The organism is Lysinibacillus sp. S1 (genome assembly GCF_044986265.1).
Taxonomy (GTDB): domain Bacteria; phylum Bacillota; class Bacilli; order Bacillales_A; family Planococcaceae; genus Lysinibacillus; species Lysinibacillus capsici.
The window spans coordinates 442230-460014 of record NZ_CP173154.1; the positions used below are offsets into that span (position 1 = coordinate 442230).

Genomic DNA, 17785 nt, shown 5'->3' on the forward strand with positions numbered 1-17785 from the left:
AGGATGAAACAATGCTTAGTGTCGGACAGTTTTTCTCTAGACATAGTGCCAGCTTTCTTATTTCGCTCACAACTGTTTCTATTGCAGCAATTGCGGCAAATCCTGGATTCTTCCTTGGTGGTTTACTGTTTGCGGGTTCCTATGCGACGAGTACATCGTTGCTGAAACATAGACAAAAAAAGAAAGTCATGCAAATAGCAGGCATCACAAAAGAAGAATTCAAACACATTGAAACACAAGTATTAACAGCTAATAAGCATATTCAAACATTGAGTCAAAACTATTTACGTGTACGTTCTGTTTCAGCGTTTAAACAACTACTTGAAATGACGCGTATCTCCAAAAATATCGTCAAAATCGTCAAGACAGACCCACGTAAATTTTATAATGTGGAACCATTTTTCTATGCACACTTACCTTCTGCTGTAGAATTAACGGATAAATATACAATGCTTTCCAAGCAGCCAGTGAAGGATAAGGAAATTCAATTAACTTTATCCAAAACACGAGAAACCCTAACTGATTTGAATGACACAATTCAAATTGATTTAAAGGATGCACTTGCAAATGATATCGATCATCTGCAAATGGAGATTGAATTCGCAAATCGTTCCAATCTTAGACGTAGAGAACAATTGGACTGGCGAGGCGATGATAAATGACAGCAAACGAACACGCATTTCAACTAAATACCATACCAGGGCTTTCTCCACTAGTCCAATCCTATTTAGAAACAACTCCGCAAAACGAGGCGATGGCGACTTATGAAACGCTATCGCCTCTTGCACAAAGTCGTGCATTACTGTATGCCAGTCAAATCGATTTGACTGATTTTGAATCATTGCTGTCCCTTGGGCAAGATTCACAGCGAGCTCTGTCTCAATTTGCCGACCGCATGCTTGCTCAAGTAAAGCAAAAGGATGTCACTAAAATTGGTCAAATGCTGGATTCTTTAATGCAGACGTTAGATCGAGTAGATCCAACTGCTTTGGAACCAAAAAAGCAAACCTTTTTCAAAAAAATCTTTGGCAAAACCGAGCCTAATGTGAAGCAAACACTCACAGAATTTGAACGTATTAGTATACAGGTGGAACGCATTGGCGTTCAGCTGGAACGTGCACAGCTTCAGCTGATAAAAGATGTTGAAAACTTAGAGGCGCTTTATGCCCATAATCGAGGATTTTTTGAGGAATTGGCAACGGCGATTGCCGCAGGACAAATGAAAAAGCAGCAAGCCATTGAGGTAGAGCTACCTGCACAAATAACGAGTGTCCAAGCTACCAAACAGCCACTTGCGATCCAGCAATTAAATGACTTTGCTGCTCAAATCGAAAGACTCGATCAACGTATTTATGATTTACAAGTATCACAGCAAGTCGCTCTGCAAACAGCTCCTCAAATTCGTATGATTCAGCAGGCCAATCAAACATTAGCTGAAAAAATTGAGTTTTCTATCGTTACCTTGATTCCGCTCTGGAAAAACCAACTGGCGATGATGCTATCGATGCATATGGATCATCATTATGCACGTTTAGAGGAGCGATTATCAAGGGCTCATGATCGCTTCTCAAGTCCCACGTTTGAACAGCAAGTTTCGAAGTTTAAAGAAACACAGCAAGAGCTGCAAACAGCAATTAAAGATGTCTTTGCCCTGCATACCGCAACTGAACAAGAGAAACAACAGCTACAGGATGTGGCGGGTGCTAGCAGCTATCAGCGAGATTAACAAAAAAATGGGTGGCTCAGCAAATGTTCTGAACCACCCTGTTTGTTTTTATTCAAAATAATCTTTATAGTAGCCACCGACATTACCTGTGTTGTCGATGATAAAAACGAACTCTTCTGTTTCATTTTTCACTTCATACTCTTTTCCTACTGTTAATACGTTTGATACTAAGTATTTCGATGCATTTGTATGTTTGCAAGTAACCGTTCGTAATGTTGGCGCATCTTTCCATTTTAAATGTAACATATTCTCTCTACCTCTCTTTACTAGCAAAAGCTAATGTCTATTGCTTATTTTATAATATTTTTGGTCTTTTGTGGAGAAAAAAGAAATACTATACCTATTCTATCCAAAAAAAATGAACATTTGAGGTGTTATGATGAGTTTTGGTGGTGTACCGCAATGGTTTTTTATCATTGCTGTAGCATTCGCAATCTGCTTTGTACTTTATGCAGAATGGAATTCTAGAAAATAAGTGAGTCCAACAGGTTGGACTCACTTTTTTGTGCTTATTTTAATGTACGCTTTAAAAATTCCTTCGTACGTTCATGTTGTGGATTGACTAATACTTGTGCTGGAGGGCCTTCTTCCACAATTACACCTTTATCCATAAAGACAACACGATCTGCTACTTCTTTGGCAAATTCCATCTCATGTGTCACGATGAGCATCGTATTGCCCTCGTTTGCTAGCTGACGCATTACCTTTAATACCTCACCCACCATTTCTGGGTCTAATGCGGATGTTGGCTCATCGAATAGCATTACATCAGGATTCATTGATAAGGCACGAGCGATGGCCACACGCTGCTTTTGTCCGCCTGAGAGTTGACGGGGCTTGGCATTCACATATTGATCCATGCCAACGATTTTCAAGTATTTAAGCGCCGTTTCTTCTGCTTCTTTTTTCGAACGTTTTAACACTTTGATTTGGCCCACCGTGCAATTACTTATGACATTGTGGTTGTTAAATAAATTGAACTGCTGGAACACCATGCCTAAATGTGTGCGATATTCTTGAATATTGTGCTTTTCATCTAGGATGTCTTCCCCTTTATAAATAATTTGACCGCCACTTGGCGTTTCTAATAAATTTATGCAACGAAGCAATGTGGATTTACCAGAGCCAGAGGAGCCAATTAAACAAACTACCTCCCCTTTTTCCACTTGGAAATTCACATCTTTTAACACTTGGTTACGTCCAAATGATTTACTTAAATGCTCGATTTTAATGACTGCCATTTGTGCGTCCCCCTATACGGCTTCTTTTTGTTCTTTTTGATAGGCATCAGGACCATCTAGACGTTTTTCAACATACAGAAGGATGCGAGATGCGGTAAATGTCATGATGAAATAAAGAACACATGCAACGAAGAATGATTCGAAATAACGGAAGTTGTTACCCGAAATTGATTTTGTTTGGAAGAATAATTCCGTTACTCCAATGACATTTAATACGGCTGTATCTTTAATATTCATGATTAATTGGTTACCTGTCGCTGGTAAAACATTACGCGCTACTTGTGGTAAGACAACATGAAGCATAATTTGGAAGTGATTCATGCCAATTGCTGATGCTGCCTCGTATTGACCATTATCAATGGATACAATACCGCCACGAACAATTTCTGCCATATATGCCCCAGTATTGAGGGAAACGACTAAAATACCTGCTGTAATAAAGTGCATATCGATACCGAATGCGATATCTAATCCGTAGTAGACAACCATAGCTTGTACAATCATTGGTGTACCACGGAAAAATTCAACATAGCATGTTAGTATAAAATTAATGAGCTTTAAGCTATAAAATTTCACACCTTTTTTACGAACTGGAATCGTATGCATAATTCCGATGAAAAATCCGATAAATGCACCAATAATTGTACTAATACTCGAAATCAGTAACGTATAATACGCACCTCGTAAAAACATTTGCCAGTTGTTTTCAATAATTGAAAGTATCCATTCAAGACTCATGATGTTCCTCCTAACAATGTCATCTTGCTCGCTTATTTCTTTTGTGTCCTAGCTCTTTCTACCATTCTATGATTTGTCACGCTAGGACATTATCATTATGTAGAGAGGTTCTCATTTTGATAATGATGAAATGATCATGCACGGACTAATTGCTAGTCCGTGCCATGTCATTATTGTGCTGCGGGTTGTTGAGAAATAGCTTCTTCCATAATCGCTTGACGATCATCTTCTGAAATGCCTTTTAGGATTTCATTGATTTTTTCACGATTTGCATCATCTTTACGTAAGCCTACAGCAATTGAAGTATTTGATAGGTCTGTATCAAAGCCTTCTTCAAATGCTACATAGGTGAATTTATCGTTGGCAGCAGAAGCGGAAATGCCCTCTGGACGTTCAGCTACATAGCCATCAATTTTACCTGCTTCTAACGCCACACGCATTGCTGGGAAGCTCTCCATTGCTGTTTGCTTTTCTACGCCTTTAATTTGATCGATAACTGTGTAGTTTGATGTATTTAATTGTGATGTAATTTTAGCACCTGAGAAGTCTTGAATCGATTTTGCGCCTTCATATTTGCTACCTTTTTTAATAACCATAACAAAATCAGAAGTATAATAGTTTTCTGTAAAATCAATTGTTTTCTTGCGTTCTTCTGTTGGTGACATACCTGCAATAATTGCATCAATTTTGTTTGATTGTAGCGCTGGAACTAAACCGTCCCACTCCATTTTAACAATGACTAACTCTTTGCCTAGACCTTCAGCGATTTTCTTTGCCATTTGTACATCATAGCCACCTGCATACTCTGCATTATCCGCAATTTTCACTGCACCATTTGCATCGTCTTGCTGTGTCCAGTTGAACGGTGGGTAGCCAGCCTCCATTCCAATTCGGAATTCACCGCCACCTTCTTCTTTGTCAGTTCCAGCATCACTTGAACCGCCCTCTTTTTTGTCACTTGTGCCACATGCAGCTAGCACAATTGCCGTCATGATAGAGATCATTACTAACAACCATTTTCTTTTCATGAAAAACTCCCCTTTTCTGTAAAAAAATAAGACAACTGTACTAAAAAAGACCTAAGTTTATTGAACTTAGGTCTTACCTTTTATGACAGTTGCCCAAATCCTCACTATAATTTCCATGTTTCCGAGATAGCACAACCTAGTAAATCTGGAAATCCATTTACTAGGACAGTCCTGCACTTATTCACTGCAGACCCAGTATAAAAGTACGAGCTCCTTTTATACTTCGGCGATATTTCCTTCTTCATTGCGTCTTCGCTTGCTTTTACTCAACAATGAACTAATAAATACCGCGCCTCTACCTCACTGGTAACAATTCGTGAGGTTTGTTTATTTAATTGATATTTAGATACTACTATAAAACTAATATGTTCGTCAAGACGATTTTAACATTTTTCTGACTAATGACAATATTAGGATATTGTGCGTTCTGCTTCCACTTTAAATCGTTGAACTTTTGTTGATATTTCTGAAAATTACAACAAATATTTATTATAGAGTATGTTCTACATATGAGAAAAGTTGCGTTTTTTTCTTTCTTTGCTCCTATAAACGATGTACCATTCGTACTCTTTCAAGCATAGAATCGCTCAATACCTTTCGTCATACAAAAAAACCCTGCTGAACATTGTTCGCAGGGTTTAATGGAATTATGAATTTAATAATAAATCTTCAGGATTTTCGATTAATTCTTTAACTGTTTTTAAGAATCCTACAGAATCTTTACCATCGATGATACGGTGATCGTATGAAAGTGCTACATACATCATTGGACGGATTTGAACTTCACCATTTACTGCAACTGGACGGTTTACAATTGAGTGCATACCTAAAATACCAGCTTGTGTACCGTTCATAATTGGTGTTGACATTAATGAACCGAATACACCACCATTTGTGATTGTGAATGATCCACCAGCCATGTCATTTAAGCCTAATTTTTTATCACGAGCTTTTGTCGCTAAGTTAGCAATATCTTTTTCGATTTCTGCAAAGTTTTTGCTATTAGCATCGCGTACAACTGGTACGACTAAACCTTCTTCAGTCGATACAGCAATACCGATATCAAAGAAGTTATTTAAATGAATCTCATCGCCAGAGATTTGAGCGTTTACGTATGGGTATTTTTTCAGTGCTGCAACAACAGCTTTAGTGAAGAATGACATGAAACCAAGTTTGATGTCGTTTGCTTTTACAAACTCTTCTTGTTTACGTTTACGAAGTGCCATGATGTTTGTCATGTCAATTTCGTTGAATGTTGTTAACATTGCTGTTGATTGTTTAACTTCTAATAAACGTTTTGCAATTGTTTGGCGACGACGGCTCATTTTTTCAATTGTTACACGGTCAGAATTAGCTGCTGGTGTGAATACTACTGGGCCACCTGAAGTTGCTACGGATGTAGGTGCTGCTGCTGGTGCTRSWGCTGTACCATGAGCTGCTACATCTTGTACACGTACACGTCCTTGTGGATCTACTGGAGATACCGCTGCAAGGTCAATACCTTTTTCACGTGCAAGACGACGTGCTGCTGGAGATGCAACTACACGCTCACCAGAAGTTTCTTCTACTACTGGAGCTGCTGCAACTGGTGCAGGTGCTGCTTGTGGCGCTGCTGGTGCAGGTGCTGCCTCAGTTGGTGCTGCCGCTGCTGGAGCTGCCGCTGCTGGAGCTGCTGCTGCGCCTTCGCCTGCTTCTACTACTGCGATAACTTGACCAACTAGTACAGTATCGCCTTCTTCAGCTAAAATTTGTGTTAATACACCTGCTTCTTCAGAAATGATCTCAGCGTTTACTTTATCTGTTTCAAGTTCAACGATGAATTCACCTTTTTCAACGCGATCGCCCACTTTTTTTACCCACTGTGCGATACTACCTTCTGTAATCGATTCTGCTAATTCAGGGACTTTAATTTCAGCCACTTTCATTTCCTCCTTTGATTAACGTGCATGACGCACATAGAAGGGCTACTGCTTAAGGGCAAGTAGCCCGGTTTCAAAAATTGATATATGTTATTTAACCTTTACTGGCTCAGCAACCGCTTCTTCAATAAGAGCTGCTTGTGCTGCTTTATGAGAATCTGCATCCCCTTCAGAAGTTGAGCTCATTGCAGGACGGCCTACATAGCGAAGTTTTTTACCTTCTGAAAGTTCATATAATGTTTCTAATGCATAATTCCATGAGCCTTGGTTTTTAGGTTCTTCTTGTACCCAAACAATCTCTTTTGCATTAGGATACTTAGCAATGATACCAGCAACTTGCTCTTTTGGGAATGGGTAAAGTTGTTCTACACGAATAATGTGTAGGTGATCGAAGCCTTCGCCGTCTTTCACGCGCTCTGCTAAGTCGATCATCACTTTACCTGTACCTAAAACGATACGCTCTACAGCTTCTGGTTTAGCCCCTAAGCGTGGTTGTTCAATCACTTCTTGGAATGAACCATTTGCTAATTGCTCAGCATTCGCCGCAGCTAATGGGTGACGTAATAATGATTTTGGTGATACGACTACAAGTGGACGTACTCCTTCTGTACCTAATAATGCTGCTTGACGGCGTAATAAGTGGTAGTAGTTTCCTGCATTTGAACAGTTCGCTACAAACCAGTTATTTTCAGCTGACATTTGTAAATAGCGTTCCATACGGCTTGAAGAGTGCTCTGGACCTTGACCTTCATAACCATGAGGTAAAAGGATAACTAGACCAGATTTTTGACCCCATTTTGAGCGTGCCCCTGAAATAAAGTTATCAAACATCACTTGTGCCATATTCGCAAAGTCACCGAATTGTGCTTCCCATACTGTTAGTACATGGCTATTTTCTAGGTTGTAACCATACTCAAAGCCTACCACCCCAGCTTCAGTCAGTGGAGAGTTGTGTACTGTAAAGGATGCGTTCGCACCAGAAATATGGTGTAGTGGTGTGAAGACATTGCCATTGTTTTTATCATGCAGTACTAAGTGACGTTGAGAGAATGTACCACGTTGTGCATCTTGACCTGTAAAGCGTACTGGTGTGCCATCTTGAATAATCGTTGCATACGCTAAAGTTTCAGCATGACCCCAGTCAACTTTTGCAGACGCATAAGCATCACGGCGTTTTTCTAAGATTTTACCAAGCTTTTTCTGTGGTTCGAAGTTTTCTTCAAACACTAAAAGCTCTTCATTGATTTTTTCTAAACGTTCCGCACCTACTGCTGTATCAATTTGTGGGAACTCTACTTTTAATTCTTCTGGCATTTCTAAATGATGATGATCATCTTTTTCTGCCATTTCTTTGACGTGGTCATAGGCTGCTTGCATTTCTGCATAGATAGCTGTATCTAGTGCAGCTACATCATCAGCAGTTACAAGACCTTCTGCCACTAATTGTGCACCATATAATGCACGCACTGTTTCATGTTTAGACACTAATTTGTATGTTTCTGGGTTTGTCACTGTTGGGTCATCTGTTTCATTATGACCATGGCGACGGTAACCTACTAAGTCCACAATAATGTCTTTGCCAAATGTTTGACGGTAGTTTGCCGCAAAACGTCCAACTTGCACTACTGCCTCTGGGCTATCTGCATTGACATGGATTACTGGTACTTCATAGCCTTTTGCAGGGTCAGAAGAATACACAGAAGAACGAGAATCATAATGTTCGGTTGTGAATCCAATCATATTGTTTGCGATAATATGGATTGTTCCACCTGTTGTAAAGCCTTCTGTTTTAGCGAAGTTTAACACTTCTGTTACAATCCCTTGACCTGGGAATGCAGCATCACCGTGTACAAGAATGCCTAAGCCCTTTGTACGGTCAAAAATAGGTTGCCCTGGTTTAGATGTATCATCTTGTGTTGCACGAGTAGCACCAAGTACTACTGGATTGCCCACTTCTAAGTGAGATGGGTTGTAAGCCAATTTCACATTCATACCGGATTCACGGTTGTAAGAAGCACCCATGTGGTATTTCACATCACCTGTCCAACCTTTTGTAATTTCAAGGCGGCCATGCTCTGGCATAAATAAATCATTGGAAACATGTGCAAAATCAGAGAACATCATGTCATAAGGTTTATTTAAAATGTGTGTTAAAACGTTTAAGCGACCACGGTGTGCCATACCAATACGTACGTTTTCCACATTTTTTGCTTCTGCCGTTTTAATAATTTCATCAAATAGAACGATTTGCGTATCTAAGCCCTCACCAGAGAAACGCTTTTGTCCTACAAAAGTTTTATGAATAAACTTCTCGAAATTTTCAACGCGAGTTAAACGATCTAATAAGGCTTTCTTCTCATCCGCAGATAATGCTTGTTTGAATGAGCCTGATTCGATTTGCGCTTGAATCCAATCACGTTCTTCAGTAGCTACTACGTGACCATATTCAAATGCTACTTTATCTGTATAAATAGCTTTTAAATAGTCGATTGCATCCTTACCATTTTTCACGTTTGCTGGCACATCTTTGAAGAAGATTGCTGCAGGAATTTCAGCTAAATCTGCAGCGCTTAAGTTGAACGCGCTTTCTTCAATTTGAGCTGTTTGTAGTTCACGGTTTTTCAGAGGATAGATATCTGCTGCTAAATGACCGCGTGAACGAATTGCATCTGCTAGTTTTACAGCGGCTAACACTTTTTTGTAATCGCCAGCAGGAGCCGCTGCTGTATGACTAGCTACAGCTACTTCACCTTCTACTACTACTGGTGCACCAAATTGTTGGAATAAAGAAACTAACTCCGGTTCTACTTCTTCAGGAGACTGTAAGAATAAGTCGTATTGCTCCATCACATATCCTAGGTTAGGACCAGAGAAAGCTGACCATGGAGAACTTACAGTTGTAACGTTGTTCGACATGAAAAATGACCTCCAAATTTTGCCTTTCGGCAGTTCCATTAATTAAATTGCAATTAATTATATAATATTTAGCCGTTCTTTAAAAGAATGTTTCTCACTACTTTTCCATATTTTAAAGAACGTTTTTTCCATCTCAATCTTACTACTCTTCACAAAAAATACAACTCTTTTTAGCAAATTAAGCAATTTTTTTCGCAAAGGATAGAATAATGAAATAAAGCGTGTATTTTTCTTAATATTTTAGCGGGATTTTCAGCGAGAAAACGGTTCCAATATTAACCTCACTCTTGACTTCTACTGTGGCATTGTATTTTTCAAGTAACATCTTCGAAATACTAAGCCCTAAGCCTGTTCCACCAATTTGGCGATTTCTTGCTTCATCCACTCGATAAAAACGATCAAAGATAAACGGAATATTGTCTTGTGCTATTCCTATACCATTATCAGTAATTTCTAAACATGCATAATTTCCAGCAACAGAAATAGAAATTTGTATCTCAGGAATTTTTTCACAATAACGAATGGCATTCTCTATTATATTACGAACGATTTGACTTAGTGCATTTTCGGTGATAAATAACGGACCAATTTCACCATGTTTCGACAGCGATATTCGCGCTTGTGGATGAACAAGCTTTACCTCATCCATCACTGCTTCGATGACCACTAATGCATTGGCCTCACTTGTTTCATCTTTTTCCTCACGCCGTGCAAGTTCTAATAATTCCTCAATCATTTTGCGCATACGAGCAATTTCTGTTAAGGAGGTATCAATGGATTCCTCTAATATGGCAGGATCATGTTTGCCCCATCTTTTTAAAAGAGAAAGATGCCCTTCAATTGCTTGAATCGGTGTACGCAGCTCATGAGAAGCATCGGCGACAAATTGCTGCTGCTGGGTAAATGAGATTTGCAGCTCGTTCATCATGGCATTATACATCTTTAGTAAATCACCAATTTCGTCATGTGATGTATAGGTTAGCTGTATAGGCTCCTTAAATCCTTGATCCATCACAGTTTTCATGGATGCACGCAATTCGTGTAGTGGCTTCATTAAATAGTTCGCTAGATAATAGCCAATAGAGCCAGATAACACTAAGGCTCCTAACCCTGCAATCAGCATGGCTGTCAAAAGATAATGCATGAGAGATTGAAAACTAGTTAACGGATGAATCACCTGAATATAGCCTTGGAAAAAGCCCATCCGAATCGGTTCATTGATGACCAGCACATCCTGCTTATCAATGGTCATCTCAAAAATTTCTTGCAACGAATTAAGTGGTGCAGCAGCAGAGGTATCATTGATTCGTAAAATATCCACCCCATCAGCATTAAATATTCGGACCGTCTCATCACGATCCGCAATCGATTTGAGCAAGCCTGTATTTTGCTGAATTTGCTGAATGGTAATTGTAGGACCTTGGGACTCTAAAAAAGAGATGATATCCTTACTTGTCCGATTGACCTTACTCTCCTCATCATTTAATAACCATGTATGCAGAGAAACATAGACGACTACACAAATAATCGTAAAGCTAATAAAGATGACACTGCTTGAGGTCAGCATCCATTTTTTTTGCAGGGACTGCTGACGTAAATAATTTCTTAACTTATTCATTCTCGCATCACATACCCAACACCGCGAACGGTTTCAATATAATCATTCATCGCCCCAGGGAGCTTTGTACGTAAATGTCTGATATAAACATCTACCACGTTGGTTTCGATATCCGTATCATAGCCCCAAACGGATGTTAAAATATGCTCTCGTGTACATACTCTATTTTTGTGCTCGATTAATAGTTTCAATAAGTCATATTCTGTCTTTGTTAGATCAAGTTTATTCCCCTGAACGAAAACTTCATAGGCAGCTACATCTATTTCAATATCCCGTAGGCATAAAGATTCACTGCTTGTCTGCTCTGGCGTGACACGACGTAAAATCGTCCGTATCCTAGCCAGCAGCTCTTCTATCGCAAAAGGTTTGACGATATAGTCATCAGCCCCTGCATCGAGTCCTGCTACACGATCCATCACAGCATCTCGTGCCGTTAATAAAATGATTGGTACTTGTGATTGTGTTCGGATACGACGGCAAATCTCAATCCCATTAATACTTGGTAACATCACATCCAGTAAAAGTACATCAAAATTTTCCGATGTTGCCAAAGCCAATCCTTCTCGACCATCAAAGGCAGTTTTTACTTCATAGCCTTCGTGTTGTAATTCAAGTTCGACAAAGCGAGCGATATGCTTTTCATCTTCTACCAACAATATCTTCTTAGGCATCATATCACCTTCTATTCCAAAATAACGATGTAGGATTTTTATCCCTATACTGTTATAGCATAACATCAAATAAAAAGTCTGTCTCACAAGGAAAACCTTGTGGACAGACTTTTTAGTGTATATCTGAAATGGAGAGGTTGTTTTTCCCCGACTCTTTTGATTTATATAATGCTTGGTCAGCTAAATCCATTAGCTCATCCAATGTTCGAGCATGGTCTGGGTAATAGGCAATGCCAATTGAAGCAGTTGGTGTAAAAAGATGGTCCTCTATCATCCAGCCTTCTGCTAATTCATCGCGAATCCGTCGAATAATATGCATAATTTGATGATGTCTTTTTTCCTGATCTCTTGTTAAGCCAGTTAAGATGACAATAAATTCATCGCCACCTATTCGAATAACCATATCATGGCTTCGAACTGTTTTGTTCAAGGAACTGCCGAATCGCTGAATAAACGCATCGCCCGTCTCATGGCCAAAGCGATCATTTACTTCTTTAAAATCATCACCATCTATATAGAGCATCGCCACACAGGTTTGATTTTCATTTGCTTCTGCTAGGATTTTAGGAAACTCCTTTTCTAAAAAACGCCGATTAGGTAGCTGTGTTAAAGCGTCGTGATAGGCTAAATACAGCAAATCATTTTCCCTTTCTTTGCGATGGGTAATTTCACGAGACACCATCATAATTTGAGAAACTTTTTCACGTTCAGGGTCGTGCACAACCGTGACATTTCCTTCTGTCCATATCGGTGTTCCATCTTTCGCCTTCAGTAAAAGCTCAAACTGTGAATCTGTTTGCCCTGTATAATTATTCAAGAATGTTTGCCATTCGCCTTTACTTTCTCGATCAATAATGTCACTGTAAAACTGTCCTTGTAGCTCTACATTTTCATAACCTAAATAAATACCATAGGACGGGGAAGCATAGATAATGATGCCATCCTCATTTGTAATCACAATTAAATCATTTGTATTTTCTGTGATGAGTCTGAAAGTACGTTCAATATTTTTTAATTCTGTGAACATTCTTTTCTTATCCGTAATATCATAGTTAATGGTTAAAATTTGTTCGATTTGACCAAACTCATCTTTTAATGGAACGATGGTAGTTTCTACCCAGTAATCTGCATGATATTTCGTTCGATAGCAAAGTTCTCCACGCCACATTCCCATCGTGTCCAGCTTATCTTCAATTATTTGAAAAAGGTCTTGCCCACGGAATCGTGGTTCGATCAATGCGTAGGGCTGACCGATTAACTCCTCCGCCGTGTAGCCAGAAGCCTGTAAAAACATCTCACTCACTTCGGTAATGTTACAATTATGATCTAATACAGCAATGGCTGTAGCTGAATTTAATGCAGATTTAAATACTTCTAGCCCGTGAGACTTCGAGCGTAATTCTGCTTTTTGTAAAGTAAATTGTGTAAAATCTTGCATGATAAGAAATATGGCAAAGGAATTATCATCCTGCATCACTGGTGATAGTGACAGTAAATACATGCGTTCCTGCTGGTCCAATGTATGCAATTTAATAAACTTCTCGCCAACGTTTTCCCCTCTTGCAGCTTTCTGCAAACAAATTTTTATTTGTTCAACTTCTTCCTTTGGAATAATCGGTAAATCCACAAACATTTTCTGTTTGACGGTTTCATTATCTAATTGAAAATCTTCCATAAAGCTTGAATTCACTTCGTATATCATTCCTTCAGCCGATAAAATGACTGTTGAGAAAAAGGCATGGTCAAACATGGACCGCATAAATAAAAATTTATCTTCAATACTGCGGTCATAAAGTATTTCCTTCGTGATGGCTAAAATATAGTCTTCGTTCTTATATTTCAACGGTCTGACGGATGTTTCATATTTACGAACCTCCGACTGAACATATGCATAATCTACATAGTCAACCTGTTTATGTTCTCTAATGGCCTCATGGTAATTTTTCTGAATGATCAAAAAATTACGCTTTGAGGTAACGGTCGAAATCATTTTACCAATCGCCTCATTCGATAACAGATCCTGAGCTGCTTGATTTAAGCGAATATATTGATAATCGTCCCCTACTTTTTTCACGAGAAAAACAAAATCCTTGCCAATAAATAATGAGTTAAAGAAATCTTCGCTTAAAATATACTCCATGCTGTCACCTCCAGAAAAGCCATTGCCATCATGATAGAAATGTTCGTATGTATGTGTTGTTAGATTAAAAATAATACTACTATTATAACATAAAAATAAAAAATTACCTTTCTAGAATCGTAAAAATTATATCCTTTTAAGGATAATATTTGATATATTACCTATTATAACAAGACAACAATCCTACTAAAGATGTAGATAAATGATTAATATTAGTTAAAATTGATAGGTTAGTCTTAATGCTAAAAAACAACAATATTATGGATAATCACATTTAATTTATCAGAATTTACTGACTATTAAACTCAAATTTTGTTTTTTTACGAGCAAAATGATTGCATCAAGCAGTTTATATGTTATATTATATTTAAAAAACTAGCCTTTTTTCGGTATGGTCGAAATCAGTAAGACAGCGGGAGATTATGGAATATCATAGTTATAACGTCTAGTTCTTTGGGTTTTAATTCCAGTACGAATTTTAGTTTTCTTCTTTATGCTTCAACGGAATTGTTTTAACTACCCTAGTAAAGGAGGCGTTTCGTATGCTTAAACATCGAGACCTGCATGAATGTACAGAGCTTTATGAGCTATTATCACACCCTTCTGTATTCCCTTTTGTCCGTCAAAAAGCCACATCCGCTGATGAATATTGGTTTATGACAAAACAACTGATTGAAGAGGAAGCGAGAGGACTCGCTATCTCGAGGACCATAACTGATGATTGGGGTCAACCAATCGGCACCATTAGTATTCACGATGTGGAGGACGGTGCAGGCTTTCTAGGAACGTGGATTGGACTCCCTTACCAAGGTAAAGGTTATAATCAAAAAGCAAAAATGTTATTTTTGAACGAGTTATTTTTTGACTATAATTTTCATACGGTCTTTCTCCGTATACGTGTTGAAAATTTAAAATCACAGCGTGCTGCTTTAAAGCTTCCCTATGTGGTGAGTGCCAATGAAAGTCATCCAACATTATTAGCGCAGGTTAATAGCGGTGAGGCACAATTTAATTTATTTAAAATTCCAAAAGATTTATTCTACCTAACAACGGCACATCAAATGCAAGAAGGCGAAGAGCAAGCAATGTAGTGTGTATATATAAAAGAGAAGCTATAAGGTTTTGTCATTTCGACCTACCTCATAGCTTCTTTTCTTTTTTCAAATAGCACTTATTTCTTGTACCGTAAAATTAATGACGCCATTTCATCTGGTGTTTTTGGTTTTTGCGTTTTTGCCATTGTCTCCACCATTTCCACTTTACGCTCTGTTAGTGTATGAACAGACTTCATAAAAGATTCCTTTGTCAACTCGTCTTCCTGTAACACTTCTGCGTAACCTTGTTTTTTAAACAAGTTGGCATTTAGAATTTGATCTCCACGGCTTTTTTGCGCTGAGAGAGGTACTAATAGCATCGGCTTGTGAAGCGCTAAAAATTCAAAAATGGAGTTAGAGCCTGCTCGTGACACAATAAAGTCTGCAGCATGCAATAAATCAGGTAACTCTGTTGTCACATACTCAAATTGCTTGTAGCCTGGCATTGCCTCCAGTGCTTCATCATAATTCCCCTTCCCACATAAATGAATGATGTGAAATTGCTTGAGGAGCTCTGGTAAGCTTTTACGTAGTGCCTCATTTAAGACAACAGAGCCTAAACTCCCTCCCATAACAAGTAAAACAGGCTTTAAAGTAGAAAAGCCGCAGAAAGCTAGCCCCCTTGCTCTTTCTCCCTCAAATAACTCAGGACGAATAATGGAGCCTGTGCAAGTAGCCTTCTCTTGAGGTAAATGCTTCAGAGTTTCTTCAAAAATTGTGAATACATGTGAAGCAAAAGGTAAGGCTATTTTATTAGCAAGACCAGGTGTTACATCAGATTCATGGATGACGACTGGCACACCTGCTAATTTCGCTGCCATCACAACGGGTACAGAGACAAACCCTCCCTTTGAAAAGACAACCTGTGGCTTCACTTTTTTAATAATACGAAAAGCCTGCATCATTCCAGCAAGCACTTTAAATGGATCTGTAAAATTTTTCATGGAGAAATAACGACGCAATTTACCACTCGCAATGCCATAAAACGGAACATCGGGGAACGCCTCGCCAATTAATTCTTTTTCAATACCTTGCTCTGAGCCAATATAGTGGACATCATAACCAAGTTCTAGTAAAGACGGGAGTATCGCCTGATTTAACGATACATGGCCAGCTGTCCCACCACCGGTTAAAATGATTGTTTGTTGTTTCACACAAATTCTCCTATTCCTTAAAAACCATTGTAGTTAGCACTACTTTTTGTTTACAGTGTTCTATTTTACTATATGCTGACGAAAAGATATAGATGAAGCATGAAAATTTCAGCTTTTCTCTCTTTACATATGCTATACTTGTTCATTATGTTCATGAAGGAAGTAGAAAATATGTATCAAACATCCACAATTAAGGAAAAATACGTGCTACTCTTAAAAATGATTGTCCCTATTTTAGTGACACAGGTAGCTATTTATCTTATTTCATTTTTTGATATTTTAATGTCCAGTCGTTACGGGACGGTTGATTTAGCAGGTGTTTCGATTGGTTCCTCTATCTGGATGCCGATTTATACTGGACTTTCAGGTATACTCCTAGCTATTACGCCAATTGTCTCACAGCTTGTGGGAGCGAAAAAAGAGATGGATGCAAAAAAGGCAGTCCAGCAAGGCATTTATGTGGCCATATTGCTGGCGATCCTTATTTTTACAGGACTCTTCTTTGGCATTGATTGGATACTTAGTAAGATGAACTTAGAGTCTGCTGTACATAGCATTGCAAAAGGCTACATCTATGCGATGTGTGCGGGTCTTTTGCCACTTTTCTTATTTTTTGTTATGCGTTGCTTTATTGACGCCCTTGGTCAGACACGGGTCACGATGATCATTACCTTAATGACAACACCCATTAATATCGTGCTGAACTATATCTTTATTTTCGGCAAATTTGGTGCGCCTGAGCTTGGCGGCATCGGAGCTGGTGTAGCGACAGCAATAACGTACTGGCTAATATTCATGATTACAGTATGGATCATCGCTAAACGAGTACCGTTCGAACGATTCCGTCTGTTTCATGATTGGCCTAAGCTTGAATGGCTTCGATGGAAGGAAATTTTATTGATTGGAGTACCGATCGGTATTTCCCTATTTGCAGAAACAAGTATTTTTTCTGCTGTGACCATGATGATGAGTAATTTTAGCACAGAAATCATCGCAGCCCATCAGATTGCCATCAATTTCACTTCCCTGTTATACATGGTTCCGCTCAGTATTTCTATGGGTGTCACAATATTAGTAGGTTTTGAGATCGGCGCTGGTCGCATGCGAGATGCTCGTATGTATAGTTATCTATGTGTAGGCACAGCCATTTTATTTAGCTTTATATCAGCTTGCATCTTGTTTATTTTACGTGAACCTGTAGCACATATGTATACGACAGATCAGATGGTACTTGAGTATGCCGTACAATTTTTAGTCTACGCAGCCATTTTCCAGCTATCTGATGCAATACAAGCACCAGTACAAGGCGCATTGAGAGGCTATAAAGATGTTATGATCACGTTTATCATGGCCATTATATCTTATTGGGTAATTGGCTTGCCAGTTGGGTATACCCTTGCCACACATACGGATTTCGGTCCATTTGGCTATTGGATTGGCCTTGTGGCAGGTTTAACAATGGGCGCAATTACTCTTTTAATCCGTCTATTGGTTGTTCAAAAAAGAGTCACTGTTTAACAACAAAAAATCGCTTTTCTCT

The 17785-nt window shown here is 38.8% G+C and carries 14 protein-coding genes and 1 riboswitch; of the genes, 4 read left to right on the forward strand and 10 right to left on the reverse strand.

Annotated features, from left to right (window positions below; genetic code table 11):
* The first annotated feature begins 11 nt into the window (after positions 1-11).
* The gene (locus ACHZEU_RS02250; protein ID WP_404803953.1) at positions 12-662 is read left to right on the forward strand and encodes a 5-bromo-4-chloroindolyl phosphate hydrolysis family protein; all 651 of its coding nucleotides are present in this window, start codon (positions 12-14) and stop codon (positions 660-662) included.
* Complete coding sequence (locus tag ACHZEU_RS02255) at positions 659-1726, forward strand: toxic anion resistance protein (RefSeq protein ID WP_009371332.1); 1068 nt, start codon at positions 659-661, stop codon at positions 1724-1726. The genes ACHZEU_RS02250 and ACHZEU_RS02255 overlap by 4 nt, the downstream gene beginning before the upstream one ends.
* A gap of 48 nt (positions 1727-1774) precedes the next feature.
* Here ACHZEU_RS02255 and ACHZEU_RS02260 read toward each other — a convergent pair whose 3' ends face one another.
* The 9 genes from ACHZEU_RS02260 to ACHZEU_RS02300 all read right to left on the reverse strand — a co-directional run bounded on the left by ACHZEU_RS02260 (position 1775) and on the right by ACHZEU_RS02300 (position 13997).
* Positions 1775-1972 (reverse strand): DUF6501 family protein, encoded by a 198-nt coding sequence (locus ACHZEU_RS02260; RefSeq protein ID WP_048392887.1) that lies wholly within the window; start codon positions 1970-1972, stop codon positions 1775-1777.
* A 263-nt stretch (positions 1973-2235) separates the two neighbouring features.
* A complete protein-coding gene (locus tag ACHZEU_RS02265; protein WP_004230107.1) occupies positions 2236-2967 on the reverse strand; it encodes an amino acid ABC transporter ATP-binding protein in 732 nt (243 codons plus the stop codon).
* A gap of 12 nt (positions 2968-2979) precedes the next feature.
* Positions 2980-3705: an amino acid ABC transporter permease gene (locus ACHZEU_RS02270; RefSeq protein ID WP_004230111.1), complete on the reverse strand. Its 726-nt coding sequence runs from the start codon at positions 3703-3705 to the stop codon at positions 2980-2982.
* Between the two features lie 170 nt (positions 3706-3875).
* Positions 3876-4733, reverse strand: a complete 858-nt coding sequence (locus tag ACHZEU_RS02275) for a transporter substrate-binding domain-containing protein (RefSeq protein ID WP_004230114.1) — start codon at positions 4731-4733, stop codon at positions 3876-3878.
* Between the two features lie 119 nt (positions 4734-4852).
* A riboswitch (Lysine riboswitch) is annotated at positions 4853-5039 on the reverse strand.
* Between the two features lie 341 nt (positions 5040-5380).
* The gene (gene odhB / locus ACHZEU_RS02280; RefSeq protein ID WP_404803954.1) at positions 5381-6652 is read right to left on the reverse strand and encodes a 2-oxoglutarate dehydrogenase complex dihydrolipoyllysine-residue succinyltransferase; all 1272 of its coding nucleotides are present in this window, start codon (positions 6650-6652) and stop codon (positions 5381-5383) included.
* A gap of 90 nt (positions 6653-6742) precedes the next feature.
* Positions 6743-9568 carry a 2-oxoglutarate dehydrogenase E1 component gene (locus ACHZEU_RS02285; RefSeq protein WP_269898491.1) on the reverse strand — a complete coding sequence of 942 codons (2826 nt, stop codon included), beginning with the start codon at positions 9566-9568 and terminating at the stop codon, positions 6743-6745.
* A gap of 232 nt (positions 9569-9800) precedes the next feature.
* Positions 9801-11186 (reverse strand): HAMP domain-containing histidine kinase, encoded by a 1386-nt coding sequence (locus ACHZEU_RS02290; RefSeq protein WP_115673570.1) that lies wholly within the window; start codon positions 11184-11186, stop codon positions 9801-9803.
* Positions 11183-11857: a response regulator transcription factor gene (locus ACHZEU_RS02295; RefSeq protein ID WP_048392894.1), complete on the reverse strand. Its 675-nt coding sequence runs from the start codon at positions 11855-11857 to the stop codon at positions 11183-11185. The genes ACHZEU_RS02290 and ACHZEU_RS02295 overlap by 4 nt, the downstream gene beginning before the upstream one ends.
* Positions 11858-11969: 112 nt before the next feature.
* Complete coding sequence (locus ACHZEU_RS02300; RefSeq protein WP_269898492.1) at positions 11970-13997, reverse strand: diguanylate cyclase domain-containing protein; 2028 nt, start codon at positions 13995-13997, stop codon at positions 11970-11972.
* A gap of 542 nt (positions 13998-14539) precedes the next feature.
* On the opposite strand from ACHZEU_RS02300, the gene ACHZEU_RS02305 reads away from it, so the two are divergent.
* Positions 14540-15088, forward strand: coding sequence for a GNAT family N-acetyltransferase (locus ACHZEU_RS02305; RefSeq protein WP_004230128.1), 549 nt, complete (start codon positions 14540-14542; stop codon positions 15086-15088).
* An 80-nt stretch (positions 15089-15168) separates the two neighbouring features.
* Here ACHZEU_RS02305 and ACHZEU_RS02310 read toward each other — a convergent pair whose 3' ends face one another.
* On the reverse strand, positions 15169-16245 hold the full coding sequence (locus ACHZEU_RS02310) for an undecaprenyldiphospho-muramoylpentapeptide beta-N-acetylglucosaminyltransferase (RefSeq protein WP_404803955.1): 1077 nt from the start codon (positions 16243-16245) through the stop codon (positions 15169-15171).
* A gap of 171 nt (positions 16246-16416) precedes the next feature.
* Between ACHZEU_RS02310 and ACHZEU_RS02315 the strand changes: the two genes are divergently transcribed.
* Complete coding sequence (locus tag ACHZEU_RS02315) at positions 16417-17763, forward strand: MATE family efflux transporter (protein ID WP_066036795.1); 1347 nt, start codon at positions 16417-16419, stop codon at positions 17761-17763.
* The last annotated feature ends 22 nt before the right edge of the window (positions 17764-17785 follow it).